Consider the following 13,835-nt stretch of genomic DNA (forward strand, 5'->3'; position numbering starts at 1 on the left):
AGGTTGTAGAGCATGACCATATCTTCCGAGCCGCAAATGGCAAAAGCAATGAGCACACAAAATTCCGTGACGCCGACGGCAGAGGGGATCGCCGCGGCCGCCCGGAAAGAGGGCAGGCGCGGGCTTCCGCCGGTCGAGAAATGGGACCCGCCGTTCTGCGGCGACCTCGACATGCGCATCGCCCGCGATGGCACGTGGTTCTATCTCGGCACGCCGATCGGGCGCTTCGGTCTGGTCAAGCTGTTCTCCTCTATCCTCAAGAAAGAAGGCGAGAATTACTTTCTCGTGACGCCGGTCGAGAAGGTCGGGATCACGGTCGAGGACGCGCCTTTCGTGGCCACGGATGTGGAGGCCGCGGGCGAAGGCGAGGATCAGGTGCTGACCTTCACCACCCATGTCGGCGACGTCGCGGTCGCCGGGCCCGACCATCCGATCCGGGTCGAGCGCGACCCCGAGACCGGCGAGCCCTCGCCTTATGTGCTGATCCGCCGCAACCTCGAAGCGCTGATCGACCGCAAGAGCTTCTACCGGCTGGTCGAGCTTGGCGCGCATCACCCGCACGAAGGCGACAGCTGGTTCGGTCTCTGGTCGGGCGGCGCGTTTTTCCCGGTCATCCCCTCGGCGGAGTTGCCGGAATGAAGGGGATCGCCGCGAATATCACGCTTCTGGAGTTCGGCCTGCCGGTCCTCGAGCGTCCGCGCCGCGCCGCCGAGCTGGGCTTCGACGCGATCGAGTGCCTCTTTCCCTACGATCTGGGGCGGGGGATCTTCGCCGAGGCATTGGACGGGGCGAACCTGGCGCTTGTCCTGATCAACACACCCGTGTCGGGCTGGGATCACGGCGACCGGGGCCGCGCGGCCGTTCCCGGCGAGGCCAAGGCGTTCCGCAAGGAGCTGAAACAGGCGATGCGCTACGCGAAATCCTGCGGCGCGCCGATGCTGCACATCATGTCCGGCACGACCGACGCGCCCGGCGCGCGCGACACGCTGGTCGACAATCTCCGCGCCGCGGCGGATGCGCAGCCGGACCTGACGCTGACCATCGAGCCGCTGAACCCCGGAGACGCGCCGGGCTACTGGCTGAACAGCTTCGAGCGCGCGGCCGAGGTTCTCGACGCGGTCGACCGGCCCAACGTGGCGTTGCAGTTCGACAGCTGGCACGCGCATCGCATCCACGGAGATGCCGCGGGCGTCTGGCGCGAGCATGGCCACCGGGCGGCGCATGTGCAGATCGCCGGTCTAGACGGCCGCGGCGCGCCCGATCCAGGCCATCCCGAGGAGGCCCGGCTTTACGCCGCGATGGTCGAGAGCGTTTATGACGGCTGGGTGAGCGTCGAATATCCCGACCCCGATCCGCAGGATGCCGAGTGGCTGAGCACCCTGCGCAGCGCGCTGGCGGCCTGAGGGCTTAGGGGGCAGCTTGAGGCGGGCGCGCCTTAGCGCTCAGTCGCCAAGCTTGGCGTGAACCTCGTTGAGGTCGATCTCGCCCACCGGCATCTTGTTGCCCGGGTTCTCGAAATCGTATTTGAACAGCTCGAAGTCGCGCTTGTAGATCTCGTAGACGAGATGCATCGCGAGATCGTCGAAATACTCCTCGACCGGGTGGGCGCGCTTCGGCCCGTGCCCTTCGCTTTCATTGAAGCGCGGGATCGTCGCGAGATCGACCGGATGCGGCGTCTCGATATGGTCGAGCACGTCCTGCATGCCCTCGTTGAACTGCTCGGTCCAGAAGATCTTGTTGTAGCGACCGCCATTGACGATGAAGGTCGAGACATGCCCCGACATTGCCGACCAGTGGATGTCCGGCTCCATCGGGCGGCGCCAGCGGATGGTGTCGCGGGCAAAGAGCAGGAAGCGCCGGAAGCTCTTGATCTGGTCGAACTCGTCCTTGCCGTCGTCGCCGCCGACCTCGATCCCGTATTTCTGGATCAGGAGCGGGACGAGATTGCCGCGGTAGCGCTTGCCGTTGCGCTGGATGCCGCAGATCTTGTCGAAGAAGGACGAAAGGATGCGCGTGTAGGGATTTCGGACACATGTGAACGCATAGGAGGAGCGCGTCTTGACGTTGGCCTTGATCGCCGCCTGGCTGTCCTCGCGGGCCCATTTGTGCAGGCCCTGTTCCGCATCGTGAATGTCCCCGTCGAAGAACTGCCCATGATCCGAGTAATACATGATCTGCCCGATGGTCGAGCAGGCGCATTTCGGCACCACGCGGTAGACCACGCTCTCACTCTCGGTCATCCATGTTCCGGGAAAGCCCATAGCGGCCGTGCCTCCGACATCCTGCTCGAGGCGCGTCTTCTGCGCGCGCACCGTCTGAAAAAAGCAAAAGAACGAGGTTCATTCAACGCTTGTTCATCTCTATCAATACAACAATCAGGCAGAAATAGGGCAGACTGATCGCGTAATGGCAAAAATCGCCTTCATCCTCCTGTGTCACAAGGACCCGGATGCGATCATCAAGCAGGCCGAGAGCCTCACCGCCGTGGGCGATTACATGGCGATCCATTTCGATGCCCGCGCGCCCTTGTCGGCCTATCGCAAGATCCGGCTGGCGCTGAACGGCAATCCCAATGTCACCTTCGCCAAGCGCCGCCACAAATGCGGCTGGGGCGAGTGGAGCCTCGTCGCGGCCTCGCTCTCGGCGATCCGCGCCGCGGTCGAGGCCTTCCCGCGCGCCACCCATTTCTACATGCTCTCGGGCGATTGCATGGCGATCAAGTCGGCGGAATACGCGCATGACTTCCTAGATCGGCGAGAGGCCGACTACATCGAGAGCTTCGACTATTTCCAGTCCGACTGGATCAAGACCGGCTGGAAGGAAGAGCGGCTGATCTATCGCCACTGGTTCAACGAACGCACCCAGAAGCGCCGCTTCTACGCGATGTTCGAGGTCCAGAAGCGGCTGGGCCTGACCCGCGAGATCCCCGCCGATATCGAGGTGATGATCGGCTCGCAATGGTGGTGCCTGAGGCGCCGGACCATCGAGTGGATCCTCGATTTCTGCGACCGGCGGCGCGACGTGATGCGGTTCTTCGCGACCACCTGGATCCCCGACGAGACCTTCTTCCAGACGCTGGTGCGCCATCTGGTGCCCGAGACCGAGATCGACAGCCGGACGCTCACCTTCCTGATGTTTTCCGATTACGGGATGCCGGTGACGTTCTACAACGATCACTACGATCTGCTCCTGAGCCAGGATTTCCTCTTCGCGCGGAAGATCTCGCCCGGCGCGACCGAGCTCAAGCGGCGGCTGGGCGTGCTCTACGCGACCGAGGGCATCCGCTTCCAGATCTCGAACGAAGGCACCTCGCTCTACAAGTTCCTGGTCGGCAAGGGCCGGATCGGCCGCCGCTTCGCGCCGCGCTTCTGGGAGACCGAGTCGACGCTCGGACGCGAGCGCGAGCTCCTGATCGTGGTGTGCAAGAAATGGCATGTCGCCAAGCGCCTGCTCGAGCGGGTGCGGCAGATGACAAACATTCCCTGCATCGAATATCTCTTCAACGAGGAAAGCTGCGCGCTGCCCGATCTCGGCGGCATCCAGGCGACGATGGGCAAGCGCCACCGCCACCGGCGCGCGCTGATGCGGATGCTCTTCGATTATTACGAGACCGACCGGCTGGTGGTCTGCATGGATCCGGCCAATCTCGACCTGCTCGAGGATTTCTGCCGCGACCGGGCGGTGACGCGCATCCTCGAGATCGAGTGCCAGTTCTCCGACGATTACCTGATCGGCCACGCGATGCGGGTGGGCCTCGCTGGAGAGCGCACGCCCAAGGAGACGCTGAACCGGCTCCTGCCGACGATCCGCGGCGACATGACCCATGAAAGCGACCGCATCCGCGATGCGGATTTCGACAATTACCTGCGCATCCGCGAGGTCAACACGCCCGACGAGAACGCGGTGGCGGTGGAGCGCTTCCTGGGATTGCAACGCGAGCAGGCGCTCGATATCGCGCGGACGCATTATCTCTTTGCCGACTGACCGAGTGCCGGAGGACCCGATGGCCTACGCCTATGACGACCAGAACATCTTCGCCAAGATCCTGCGCGGCGAGGTCCCGAACGACACCGTGCTCGAGACCGACCACAGCCTCGCCTTCCGCGATATCCAGCCGCAGGCGCCGACGCATGTGCTGGTGATCCCGAAAGGCCCCTATGTCTGCTACGACCATTTCGCCCAGGAGGCCTCGGATGCCGAGCTCCTCGACTATACCCGCGCCGTGGGCGAGGTCTGCCGGATGGAGGGCGTGGCCGAGGGCGGGTTCCGGATGATCGCCAATGCGGGCCGCGACGGGGTGCAGGAGGTGCCGCATCTGCACGTCCATATCCTCGCCGGCCGCAATCTGGGCCGGATGCTCCAGCCCGCGTGAGCGCCTCTTAACGCTTCTTCTTTTTCCAAATACCGCCGGGGTGAATTGGCCGTCAGGCCAAGAGGGGCGGCGCCCCTCCCGGCGCCCGCTCAGCCATGCGCGCCGCGGGTGAGAGACAGGAACACGTCTTCGAGGTCCGGCTGTTCGGTGCGGACGTCGCGGATGCGGATCCCTGCGCGGCGCACCGCGTCGAGCACCTCCTCGGCCGAGGTGTCGTTGGCGTGATAGGTCAGCGCCAGCGTGCCGTCCTCGCGCCGCTCGGTCTCGACGCCCTGCGCGTCGGGGGTCGCGTCGCCGCCCTCCTCGGGGTCGATCACCAGCGTGCGGGCATCGAGCTGACCCAGAAGGTTGCGCGTCGAATCCTGCGCCACTTTCGCGCCCTGGTGCAGGATCGCGATCTCGTCGCACATCTCCTCGGCCTCCTTGAGGTAATGCGTCGTCAGGATCACCGTCATGCCGCGCTCGCGGTTGAGGCGGCGCACGTTTTCCCAGAGCATCTCGCGCAGCTCGATATCGACGCCCGCGGTCGGCTCGTCGAGGACCAGCACATGCGGGTGGTGCACCAGCGCCTTGGCGAGGAGCAGCCTTCGGCGCATGCCGCCCGAAAGCGTCCGCGCATAGGCCTCGGCCTTGTCCGAGAGCCCCACCATCTCCAGGATCTCGTCCGAGCGGCGCTGCGCCTTCGGCACGCCGTAGAGACCGGCCTGCACCTCCAGGGCGCCGCGCGGCGTGAAGAAGGGATCGAGGTTCAGCTCCTGCGGCATCACCCCGATCGAGGCGCGCGACTGGCGCGGGTTCACGTCCTGGTCGAAGCCCCAGATCGTCACCTTGCCCGAGGTCTTGGTCACGAGACCCGCGAGGATGTTGATCAGCGTCGACTTGCCCGCACCGTTCGGACCGAGGAGCCCGAAGACCGAGCCTTCGGGAACCGCGAGATCGACGCCCGTCAGCGCCTCTTTCGGCGGCGCCTTGCCCTGTCCCCCGTAGGTTTTCCGCAAGCTCTCGATGCGGATCGCGTCCCGTGCCATGGCGTGTCTTGCTCCTGCTGCGGCCTTCGCCCATAACGCATCTAGATCGCGAAGACAGGAAAGGCACCCTGCCATGACCATCGAGGCACCGGAGACCAAGATCGTCGAGACCTGGCGTGTCGCCTGCGACGGCGGCGAAGGCGCGCTCGGTCATCCGCGCGTCTGGCTGCAGATTCCCCGCGACGAGGGATATGTCGAATGTGGCTATTGCGACGCGAAATACGTGCACAAGGAGTTCGAGGGCAAGGTCTGACCCTCGCGCTCCCGGGCGTCGCGTTTCCGACCCGAGCTTCTGTCGTCCTCGCGCCGCACCGCGCGCGGTGGAGACGTGCGTGACGTCAGCCCTTGGCGCGGTAGTCCGCTCTGCAAGCCACGGTCCTGTCGGGCGCACCGGCCCAGAAGATTGACAGCACGGCGCCGTTCCGGCCATCCTCGTGCAAGTCTTTAGGTTCCGGAGACGCCATGACACGGACTGCCCCTCGTCCTGTGGCCACGACCCTCTCGTTGATTTTGGGCTGCGGCGCCATCGCCGTTGCGATGGTCACCATCCTCGCCGGCCCCTTCGCCCCCCAGCCCGACGCGGCCAATTCTCTCGGCGAGTTCGCCGGAAGCGCGCTCAAGGCGGCCTGGGGCAGCATGACCGACAAACCCGTCGCCGCGCCTCCGCCCGAAGCCGCCCCCTGGGATATCGACCGCGTGCTTGCGATGACGGTCTCGGTGGCCGGGGCCGCGGCGCTGGCCACGGCGCTCTTCGCGCTCGTTCGCGGCGAACCCTGGAAGCCCGCCACGGCCACCGCGACGGTGGCGGTCGCGGCAATCGCCTTGCCCTTCGCCTGGCAGGTCGCGCTTCTGATCTGCGGCGCGATCATCATCGCGGCCTTCTTCGGTGCCATCGCCGAGGTCTTCGACTTCGGCGGCTGATCGCGCCTGTTCCCTCCTTCGCGATGTGCTAAGCCGTGGCGCAGTGATTGCGCGACGGGAGTGAGACATGAGCGGTTTCGGCAAGGGATCCCACCTGCATCTGATTGACGGCTCGGCCTTCATCTTCCGCGCGTTCCACGCGCTGCCGCCGCTGACCCGCAAGTCCGACGGATTGCCGGTCGGCGCGGTGCAGGGCTTCTGCGACATGCTCCGCCGCTATATCGGCCGCGATCACGGGCGCGACGCGCCGACCCATATCGCGGTGATCTTCGACAAGGGCAGCCACACCTTCCGCAACGATCTCTACGATCAGTACAAGGCCAATCGCGACGAGATGCCCGAGGATCTGCGCCCGCAGATCCCGCTCACCCGCCGTGCCACCGAGGCTTTCAACATCGCCTGCCAGGAGATGGAGGGATACGAGGCCGACGACATCATTGCCACGCTCGCCTGCCGGGCGCGCGATGCGGGCGGGCAGGTGACGATCGTCAGCTCCGACAAGGACCTCATGCAGCTCGTCGGCGACGGGGTGGTGATGTTCGACGCGATGAAAAACCGCGTGATCGACCGCGAGGGCGTCGAGGAGAAGTTCGGCGTCGGGCCGGAGCGGGTGGTCGACGTGCAGGCGCTCGCGGGCGACTCGGTTGACAACGTGCCGGGCGCGCCGGGGATCGGCGTGAAGACCGCGGCGCTTCTCCTGAACGAATACGGCACGCTGGAAGAGCTTCTCGACCGGGCCGAGGAGATCAAGCAACCCAAGCGCCGCCAGACCCTGATCGAGCATCGCGCGCAGATCGAGCTGTCGAAGCGGCTCGTGCAGCTCCATTGCGAGACGCCGATCAAGTTCACGCTCGACGATCTCGAGGCGCGCCATCCCGATCCCGACACGCTTCTGGGCTTTCTCGCGGAGATGGAGTTCCGCACTCTCTCGCGCCGCATCGCCGAGGCGCTGGGCGAGGAGGCTCCGACCATCCCCGAGCCGACCGCGCCGTCCGACGGCGAGCGCGCCGCGCCCGAGATGCCCGCCATCGACCCCGAGGCCTATGTCACCATCCGCGATGCCGAGACGCTTGAGAGCTGGATCGCCGAGGCCCGCGAGCGCGGCTATCTCGCCATCGACACCGAGACCACATCGCTCGACGAGATGCGCGCCGACCTGGTCGGCGTGTCGCTCTGCGTGACGCCGGGCGCGGCGGCCTACCTGCCGCTCGCGCACCGGCCCGCGTCGAGCGACGACCTCTTCGGCTCGGATGCGCTGGAAGAGGGGCAGATGGACATGGAGGCGGCGCTCGCGCTGCTGAAGCCGCTTCTCGAGGACCCGGCGGTCCTGAAGATCGGCCAGAACATGAAATACGATGCCAAGGTGCTGGCGCGGCACGGCATCGAGATCGCGCCCATCGACGACACGATGCTGATCTCCTACGCCCAGCATGCGGGTCTGCACGGGCACGGGATGGACACGCTCTCGGAGCGCTACCTCGCCCACCAGCCGATCCCGATCAAGGAGGTGATCGGCAGCGGCAAGAGCCAGATCACCTTCGACCGGGTGCCCATCGCCGAGGCCACGAAATACGCCGCCGAGGACGCCGACATCACGCTGCGGCTCTGGACGCTCCTGAAGCCCGAGCTGCACCGCGCCCGCGTCACCCGGGTCTACGAGACGCTGGAGCGCCCGCTGGTGCCGGTGCTGAAAGAGATGGAGATGCAGGGCATCTGCGTCGACCGCGACACGCTCAGCCGGATGTCGAACGCGTTCTCGCAGAAGATGGCGGCGCTCGAGGACGAGATCCACGAGCTCGCGGGGGAAAAGTTCAACGTGGGCTCGCCGAAGCAGCTTGGCGAGATCCTCTTCGACAAGATGGGGCTCGAGGGCGGCAAGAAGGGCAAGACCGGCGCCTATGCCACGCCCGCCGACGTGCTGGAGGATCTCGCGACCGAGCACGATCTCCCGGCGCGGGTTCTGGACTGGCGGCAGCTCTCGAAGCTGAAATCGACCTATACCGACGCGCTGCAGGAGCACATCAACCCCGAGACGGGGCGCGTCCATACCTCCTATTCCATCGCCGGAGCGAATACCGGGCGTTTGGCCTCGACCGATCCGAACCTGCAGAACATCCCCGTCCGGACCGAGGAGGGGCGGCGCATCCGCGAAGCCTTCGTCGCGCCCGAGGGCAAGGTGCTGGTCAGTCTCGACTATTCGCAGATCGAGCTTCGCATCCTCGCCCATGTCGCCGGGATCGAGGCTCTGAAAGAAGCGTTCCGCGACGGGCAGGACATTCACGCCGCGACCGCGTCGGAGATGTTCAACGTGCCGATGGACGAGATGACGCCGGATATCCGCCGCCAGGCCAAGGCGATCAATTTCGGGGTGATCTACGGCATCTCGGGCTTCGGGCTGGCGCGCAACCTGCGCATCCCGCGCGCCGAGGCGCAGGGCTTCATCGACCGCTATTTCGAGCGCTTCCCCGGCATTCGCGCCTATATGGACGACACCGTGGAGTTCGCGAAGAAGCACGACCGGGTCGAGACGCTGTTCGGTCGGGTGATCCACACGCCCGAGATCTCGGCCAAGGGGCCGCGCGCGGGCTTCGCGCGGCGTGCGGCGATCAACGCGCCGATCCAGGGCACCGCCGCGGATATCATCCGCCGCGCGATGGTGCGGATGCCTTCGGCCATTGCGGGCCTGCCCGCGAAGATGCTGCTGCAGGTCCATGACGAACTGCTCTTCGAGGTCGAAGAGGGCGCGACCGAAGACCTGATCGCGGTCGCGCGCGAGGTCATGGAGGGGGCGGCCGATCCGGTGATCCGGCTCGACGTGCCGCTTGTCGTCGATGCCGGACAGGGGGCGAACTGGGCCGCCGCGCATTAGGCGCGGCGGAGGGGCTCAGCCGATCTGACCGCGCTCGCCGCCGGTCTGGGCGCGGTCGAGCAGCAGGTGATCGAGAAGCACGCAGGCCATCATCGCCTCGCCCACCGGCACCGCGCGGATGCCGACGCACGGATCGTGGCGGCCCTTGGTGACGACCTCGGTCGGCTTGCCCGACTTGGTGATCGAGGCGCGCGGCGTCAGGATCGACGAGGTCGGCTTGACCGCGAAGCGGACCACGACCTCCTGTCCGGTGGAGATGCCGCCGAGGATTCCGCCCGAGTGGTTCGAGGAAAACACCGGCTCGCCCTCGTTGCCAAGGAAGATCTCGTCGGCATTGGCCTCGCCGGTCAGTCGCGCGGCGGCCATGCCCTCGCCGATCTCGACGCCTTTCACGGCGTTGATCGACATCATCGCCGCCGCCAGGTCAGTGTCGAGCTTGGCGTAGATCGGCGCGCCGAGACCCGCGGGCACGCCGGTCGCCGTGACCTCGACCTCGGCGCCGACCGAGCTGCCGCTCTTCCTGAGCCCATCGAGATAGGCGGCCCAGGTCTCGGCGGTCTTGGCGGAGGGCACCCAGAACGGGTTGTTCTCGATCTCGTCCAGATCGCGGGTGCCTTCGAGCGCGTGCTCGCCCATCCGGGTCATGTAGCCGCGGATAACGAGCCCCGGCACCAGCTTGGCCAGCGCCGCGCGTGCCAGGCCGCCCGCGGCCACCCGCGCAGCGGTTTCGCGCGCCGAGGACCGCCCGCCGCCGCGGTAATCGCGATGGCCGTATTTCTGCCAGTAGGTGATGTCGGCATGACCGGGGCGGAAGGTCTCGGCGATCTCGCCGTAATCCTTGGAGCGCTGGTCGGTGTTCTCGATCATCAGCTGCACCGGGCTGCCGGTGGTCTTGCCCTCGAACACGCCGGACAGAATCCGCACCTGGTCGGGCTCGCGGCGCTGGGTCGTGTACTTGTTCTGACCGGGCTTGCGGCGGTCGAGCCAGTGCTGGATCTGCGCCTCGTCGATCTCCACGCCCGGCGGGCAGCCATCCACCGTGCAGCCGAGCGCGGGCCCGTGGCTCTCGCCCCATGTGGTGACGCGGAAGACGTGGCCGAACGTGTTGAAGCTCATGTGCGCTCTCCTGTTGCGCCGCCCGCTTTAGGCCAGCCGAGGCCCGCGCTCAAGGGCAGGGCTTGCCAGCGGCGGCCTCCGGGGCTAGCTGTCGGGATACCTCGGGGTGCCTCGAAGACAGGCTGAGATGCGCTCGCGCGAACCCGTTGAACCTGAACCGGTTAGAACCGGCGGAGGGAAGGTACGGGTCTGATCCGGCTTTACCCATCCGTCGCCGATAGGAGAAAGCCATGACACGGACCCTTTCCCTGATCGCGACATGCCTTTTCGCCAGCGCCGCCGCGGCGCAGGAGCGAGAGGTGCTCACGGTCTATTCGCCTGATTACTTCGCCTCGGAATGGGGCCCCGGCCCGAAGATTGAGGAGATGTTCGAGGCCCGCTGCACCTGCGACCTGCAGTTCAAGCCCGGTGACCTGCTGCCGCGCCTCCTGCTCGAAGGGGCGCGGACCGAGGCCGACGTGGCCATCGGCCTGACCACAGACGAGACGAAGAAAGCGCGCGAAAGCGGGCTCTTCGCGCCCCATGGCGTGGATCTCGCGCCGCTGACGCTGCCGGTCGATTGGTCGGACGACATCTTTCTTCCGTTCAACTACGGGCACACGGCCTTCGTCTACGACGCCACCCGGATCGAGACGCCGCCTGAGAGCTTCAACGCGTTGCTCGAGGCGCCGGGCGATCTGAAGCTGGTGATCCAGGACCCGCGCACCTCGATCTCGGGGCTCGCGCTCGTCCTCTGGGTGGACGCGGTCTATGGCGACGAGGCCGAAGCCGCCTGGGCCAAGCTCGCGCCGAAGATCCTGACCGTCACCAAGGGCTGGTCGGAAAGCTACGGGCTCTTCACCGATGGCGAAGCGGACATGGTGCTGAGCTACACCACCTCGCCCGCCTATCACATCATCGCCGAGGACGACCGGACCAAGAAGGCGGCGATCTTCCCCGAGGGGCATTACTTCATGGTCGAGCTGGCGGCGAAGCTCGCGGACACCGACCAGCCGGAGCTGGCGCAGGCGTTCATGGACTTCATCCTGACGCCCGACTTCCAGTCGATGATCGCGACCGGCAACTGGTCGTTCCCGGCCGCCCTGCCGCAGGAGGACTGGCCCGAGGGCTTCCAGGCGCTCGATCTTCCCGAAACCGTCCTCTTCTACGATGAGGACACGGCCGCCGACCGCGCGCCCGAGGCAATCGAGGCATGGCGGCGCGCGCTCTCGCAGTAATCGCGGGTGGACTGGTCCTGGCGCTGACGCTTGGACCGGTCGCCGCGGTGATCTGGCGCGCCGAGGGGCTCGGCGCGCTCGGCCCCGGCGCAGGCCAGGCGGTGCGGTTCACGCTCTGGCAGGCGACCCTGTCGGCGCTGATCTCGGTCGCTTTGGCGGTGCCGGTGGCGCGCGCGCTTGCGCGGCGGCGGTTTCCGGGCCGGGGGCTTCTGGTGGCGCTTCTTGGCGCGCCCTTCATCCTGCCGGTGATCGTTGCTGTTCTGGGGCTCATCGCCACGTTCGGCAGCAATGGCGTGGTGAACCGGGCGCTGGGTGCGCTGGGCCTGCCGGGCATGACGATCTACGGCCTGCACGGCGTCGTGATCGCGCATGTGTTCTTCAACTTGCCGCTGGCGACGCGACTGATCCTGCAAGGCTGGCTCGCGATCCCCGCGGAACGGCTGCGCCTGGCCGAGACGCTGGGCCTGACGCCCTGGGGCCGGTTCCGCGTGCTGGAGGCGCCGATGCTCCTGCGCATCGCGCCGGGGGCGGCGGCGGTCATCTTCGTGATCTGCCTCTCGTCCTTCGCCGTGGCGCTGACGCTCGGAGGCGGTCCGCGCGCAACCACGGTCGAACTGGCGATCTACCAGGCGGTGCGGTTCGAGTTCGATCTCGGGCGCGCGGCGGCGCTGTCGCTTCTGCAACTGGGGCTCGCGCTTGCGGCGGGCCTCGTGGCGCTGAAGCTCGGGTCCGGCTCGGGCTTCGGCGCGGGTCTGGACCGCGCCTTGCCGCCGGCACGCACGGGCGCGGTGGCGCGGGGACTCGACGCCGTGGCGATCCTCGCGGCGGCGGCGTTTCTGCTCACGCCCTTGGCGCTGGTGACGCTGGCGGGTCTGCCGGGGCTCGCATCGCTCGACGGCGGGGTCTGGCAGGCGGCGCTCCAGTCGCTCTGGGTGGCGCTGGCCTCGACCGCGCTCTGCCTCGCCTGGGCCTTGCCGCTGGCGACGCGGCGCGGCGAATTCCTTGGGCTGCTCGGCATCGCGCTGTCGCCCCTGGTGCTCGGGACGGGGCTGTTCCTGATCCTGCGGCCCGTGATCAATCCCTTCGTTCTGGCCCTGCCGGTGACGGCGCTGGTGAACGCGCTTGTCAGCCTGCCCTTCGCGCTGCGCATCCTGCGCCCCGAGGCCGAGGCCGTCCGCGCGGACTATGGCCGCCTCTCCGCCGCGCTGGGCCTGAACCCGCTCGCCTGGCTGCGCTGGGTGTTCCTGCCGCGGCTCCGGCGCCCTCTGGGCTTCGCCGCAGGACTGACAGCGGCGCTCTCGATGGGCGATCTGGGGGTGATCGCGCTTTTCGCCGATCCCGACCGCGCGACCTTGCCGCTCATGGTCTACCGGTTGATGGGCTCCTACCGGATGGAGGACGCGCAGGCGGCGGCGCTCCTGCTTCTCGCGGCGAGCCTCGCGCTTTTCTGGCTCTTCGACCGGGGAGGGCGGGTCGGTGCTTGAGCTGAAGGACCTGCGGATCGAGGCCGGAGACTTCGCGCTCGAGGCCGATCTGGATCTCGCGTCCGGCGGGCGGATCGCCGTGATCGGGCCATCGGGCGCGGGGAAATCGACGCTTCTGGACGCGATTGCCGGGTTTCGTGCGCCCAGCCGCGGCCAAGTGATCTGGAACGGGCGCGACATCACCGACGCCCCGCCTGCGGAGCGGCCCGTGGGCGTTTTGTTCCAGGATCAGAACCTCTTTCCGCATCTCGATCTCGACCGGAACCTCGCCCTGGCGCTCCGGCCCTCGGGCGGCCGGCCCACGAAGGAAGAGCGCGCGCGCATCTCGGATGCGCTCGAGCGCGTCGGGCTTGCGGGCTTGGGCGCGCGCAAGCCCGGGGCGCTCTCGGGCGGGCAGCAGAGCCGCGCGGCGCTCGCGCGTCTTCTCTTGCAGGACCGGCCCGTCTGGCTTCTCGACGAGCCGTTTGCGGCGCTCGGACCCGCGCTGAAACGCGAGATGCTGGCGCTTCTCGACGAGACCGCAAAAGCGCAGGGCGCGCTGGTTCTTCTGGTGACTCATGACCCCAAGGACGCGCGTCAGATGACCGAGACCGTGCTCGTCGCCGACGGTCGCGCCGAGGCGCCGGTCGAGACCGAGGCGCTTCTCGCCGACCCGCCGCCGAGCCTCGCGGCCTATCTGGGGCAGGAGTGACTCGGAAGACACCGGCCCGGCGGAACCGGGCTTGGTGCGATTGACGCCCGCGCGTCGCTGCGGGACAAGATCCCCTCTAAAGCGCGCCGCAGAAGACGGTGCCACTCCGAAAGCCGCCCGTAAGAGGCGGCACATGG

The 13,835-nt window shown here is 67.3% G+C and carries 13 protein-coding genes and 1 riboswitch; of the genes, 10 read left to right on the forward strand and 3 right to left on the reverse strand.

The genetic code is table 11. The features are described from left to right. Nucleotides 1–48: 48 nt before the first annotated feature. Both ACFQ4E_RS00965 and ACFQ4E_RS00970 read left to right on the forward strand, forming a co-directional pair. Entirely contained in the window at nucleotides 49–639 is a 591-nt protein-coding gene (locus tag ACFQ4E_RS00965) for a DUF1285 domain-containing protein (protein WP_386801043.1), read from the forward strand. Then, entirely contained in the window at nucleotides 636–1,403 is a 768-nt protein-coding gene (locus ACFQ4E_RS00970; RefSeq protein ID WP_386801044.1) for a hydroxypyruvate isomerase family protein, read from the forward strand. Before ACFQ4E_RS00965 ends, ACFQ4E_RS00970 begins: the two co-directional genes overlap by 4 nt. A gap of 39 nt (nucleotides 1,404–1,442) precedes the next feature. Here ACFQ4E_RS00970 and ACFQ4E_RS00975 read toward each other — a convergent pair whose 3' ends face one another. Beyond that, on the reverse strand, nucleotides 1,443–2,261 hold the full coding sequence (locus ACFQ4E_RS00975; RefSeq protein WP_386801045.1) for a sulfotransferase family protein: 819 nt from the start codon (nucleotides 2,259–2,261) through the stop codon (nucleotides 1,443–1,445). A 145-nt stretch (nucleotides 2,262–2,406) separates the two neighbouring features. Between ACFQ4E_RS00975 and ACFQ4E_RS00980 the strand changes: the two genes are divergently transcribed. Together ACFQ4E_RS00980 and ACFQ4E_RS00985 are read left to right on the forward strand one after the other, a co-directional pair. Continuing rightward, nucleotides 2,407–3,984: a DUF5928 domain-containing protein gene (locus ACFQ4E_RS00980; RefSeq protein WP_386801046.1), complete on the forward strand. Its 1,578-nt coding sequence runs from the start codon at nucleotides 2,407–2,409 to the stop codon at nucleotides 3,982–3,984. Between the two features lie 19 nt (nucleotides 3,985–4,003). Further along, the gene (locus tag ACFQ4E_RS00985) at nucleotides 4,004–4,372 is read left to right on the forward strand and encodes a histidine triad nucleotide-binding protein (protein ID WP_386801047.1); all 369 of its coding nucleotides are present in this window, start codon (nucleotides 4,004–4,006) and stop codon (nucleotides 4,370–4,372) included. A gap of 89 nt (nucleotides 4,373–4,461) precedes the next feature. Here the strand turns inward: ACFQ4E_RS00985 and ACFQ4E_RS00990 are convergent, their stop codons facing one another. After that, a complete protein-coding gene (locus ACFQ4E_RS00990; RefSeq protein WP_386801048.1) occupies nucleotides 4,462–5,400 on the reverse strand; it encodes an ABC transporter ATP-binding protein in 939 nt (312 codons plus the stop codon). Between the two features lie 73 nt (nucleotides 5,401–5,473). On the opposite strand from ACFQ4E_RS00990, the gene ACFQ4E_RS00995 reads away from it, so the two are divergent. The 3 genes from ACFQ4E_RS00995 to polA all read left to right on the forward strand — a co-directional run bounded on the left by ACFQ4E_RS00995 (nucleotide 5,474) and on the right by polA (nucleotide 9,190). Continuing rightward, nucleotides 5,474–5,653 (forward strand): zinc-finger domain-containing protein, encoded by a 180-nt coding sequence (locus ACFQ4E_RS00995; RefSeq protein WP_386801049.1) that lies wholly within the window; start codon nucleotides 5,474–5,476, stop codon nucleotides 5,651–5,653. 209 nt (nucleotides 5,654–5,862) lie between these two features. Further along, nucleotides 5,863–6,321: a hypothetical protein gene (locus tag ACFQ4E_RS01000; protein WP_386801050.1), complete on the forward strand. Its 459-nt coding sequence runs from the start codon at nucleotides 5,863–5,865 to the stop codon at nucleotides 6,319–6,321. Nucleotides 6,322–6,388: 67 nt separating this feature from the next. Continuing rightward, nucleotides 6,389–9,190 carry a DNA polymerase I gene (gene polA / locus ACFQ4E_RS01005; protein ID WP_386801051.1) on the forward strand — a complete coding sequence of 934 codons (2,802 nt, stop codon included), beginning with the start codon at nucleotides 6,389–6,391 and terminating at the stop codon, nucleotides 9,188–9,190. Nucleotides 9,191–9,205: 15 nt separating this feature from the next. Here the strand turns inward: polA and aroC are convergent, their stop codons facing one another. Then, nucleotides 9,206–10,306 carry a chorismate synthase gene (gene aroC / locus ACFQ4E_RS01010; protein WP_386801052.1) on the reverse strand — a complete coding sequence of 367 codons (1,101 nt, stop codon included), beginning with the start codon at nucleotides 10,304–10,306 and terminating at the stop codon, nucleotides 9,206–9,208. Between the two features lie 92 nt (nucleotides 10,307–10,398). After that, nucleotides 10,399–10,502, forward strand: a riboswitch (TPP riboswitch). A gap of 34 nt (nucleotides 10,503–10,536) precedes the next feature. Here aroC and thiB point away from each other — a divergent pair. The 3 genes from thiB to ACFQ4E_RS01025 are packed head-to-tail and all read left to right on the forward strand — an operon-like array spanning nucleotide 10,537 to nucleotide 13,698. Then, on the forward strand, nucleotides 10,537–11,523 hold the full coding sequence (gene thiB, locus ACFQ4E_RS01015) for a thiamine ABC transporter substrate binding subunit (protein ID WP_386801053.1): 987 nt from the start codon (nucleotides 10,537–10,539) through the stop codon (nucleotides 11,521–11,523). Then, nucleotides 11,499–13,007 (forward strand): thiamine/thiamine pyrophosphate ABC transporter permease ThiP, encoded by a 1,509-nt coding sequence (locus ACFQ4E_RS01020; protein ID WP_386801054.1) that lies wholly within the window; start codon nucleotides 11,499–11,501, stop codon nucleotides 13,005–13,007. The genes thiB and ACFQ4E_RS01020 overlap by 25 nt, the downstream gene beginning before the upstream one ends. Beyond that, on the forward strand, nucleotides 13,000–13,698 hold the full coding sequence (locus tag ACFQ4E_RS01025) for a thiamine ABC transporter ATP-binding protein (protein WP_386801055.1): 699 nt from the start codon (nucleotides 13,000–13,002) through the stop codon (nucleotides 13,696–13,698). The genes ACFQ4E_RS01020 and ACFQ4E_RS01025 overlap by 8 nt, the downstream gene beginning before the upstream one ends. Nucleotides 13,699–13,835 lie beyond the last annotated feature (137 nt).

The organism is Litorisediminicola beolgyonensis (assembly GCF_042679605.1).
Lineage (GTDB): Bacteria > Pseudomonadota > Alphaproteobacteria > Rhodobacterales > Rhodobacteraceae > Litorisediminicola > Litorisediminicola beolgyonensis.

Excerpts from the sequence above, each read along its gene's own strand:
- ACFQ4E_RS00965 (WP_386801043.1), top strand. The coding sequence starts at position 49 with ATGAGCACACAAAATTCCGTGACGCCGACGGCAGAGGGGATCGCCGCG.
- ACFQ4E_RS00970 (WP_386801044.1), top strand. The coding sequence starts at position 636 with ATGAAGGGGATCGCCGCGAATATCACGCTTCTGGAGTTCGGCCTGCCG.
- ACFQ4E_RS00975 (WP_386801045.1), bottom strand. The coding sequence starts at position 2,261 with ATGGGCTTTCCCGGAACATGGATGACCGAGAGTGAGAGCGTGGTCTAC.
- ACFQ4E_RS00980 (WP_386801046.1), top strand. The coding sequence starts at position 2,407 with ATGGCAAAAATCGCCTTCATCCTCCTGTGTCACAAGGACCCGGATGCG.
- ACFQ4E_RS00985 (WP_386801047.1), top strand. The coding sequence starts at position 4,004 with ATGGCCTACGCCTATGACGACCAGAACATCTTCGCCAAGATCCTGCGC.
- ACFQ4E_RS00990 (WP_386801048.1), bottom strand. The coding sequence starts at position 5,400 with ATGGCACGGGACGCGATCCGCATCGAGAGCTTGCGGAAAACCTACGGG.
- ACFQ4E_RS00995 (WP_386801049.1), top strand. The coding sequence starts at position 5,474 with ATGACCATCGAGGCACCGGAGACCAAGATCGTCGAGACCTGGCGTGTC.
- ACFQ4E_RS01000 (WP_386801050.1), top strand. The coding sequence starts at position 5,863 with ATGACACGGACTGCCCCTCGTCCTGTGGCCACGACCCTCTCGTTGATT.
- polA (WP_386801051.1), top strand. The coding sequence starts at position 6,389 with ATGAGCGGTTTCGGCAAGGGATCCCACCTGCATCTGATTGACGGCTCG.
- aroC (WP_386801052.1), bottom strand. The coding sequence starts at position 10,306 with ATGAGCTTCAACACGTTCGGCCACGTCTTCCGCGTCACCACATGGGGC.
- thiB (WP_386801053.1), top strand. The coding sequence starts at position 10,537 with ATGACACGGACCCTTTCCCTGATCGCGACATGCCTTTTCGCCAGCGCC.
- ACFQ4E_RS01020 (WP_386801054.1), top strand. The coding sequence starts at position 11,499 with ATGGCGGCGCGCGCTCTCGCAGTAATCGCGGGTGGACTGGTCCTGGCG.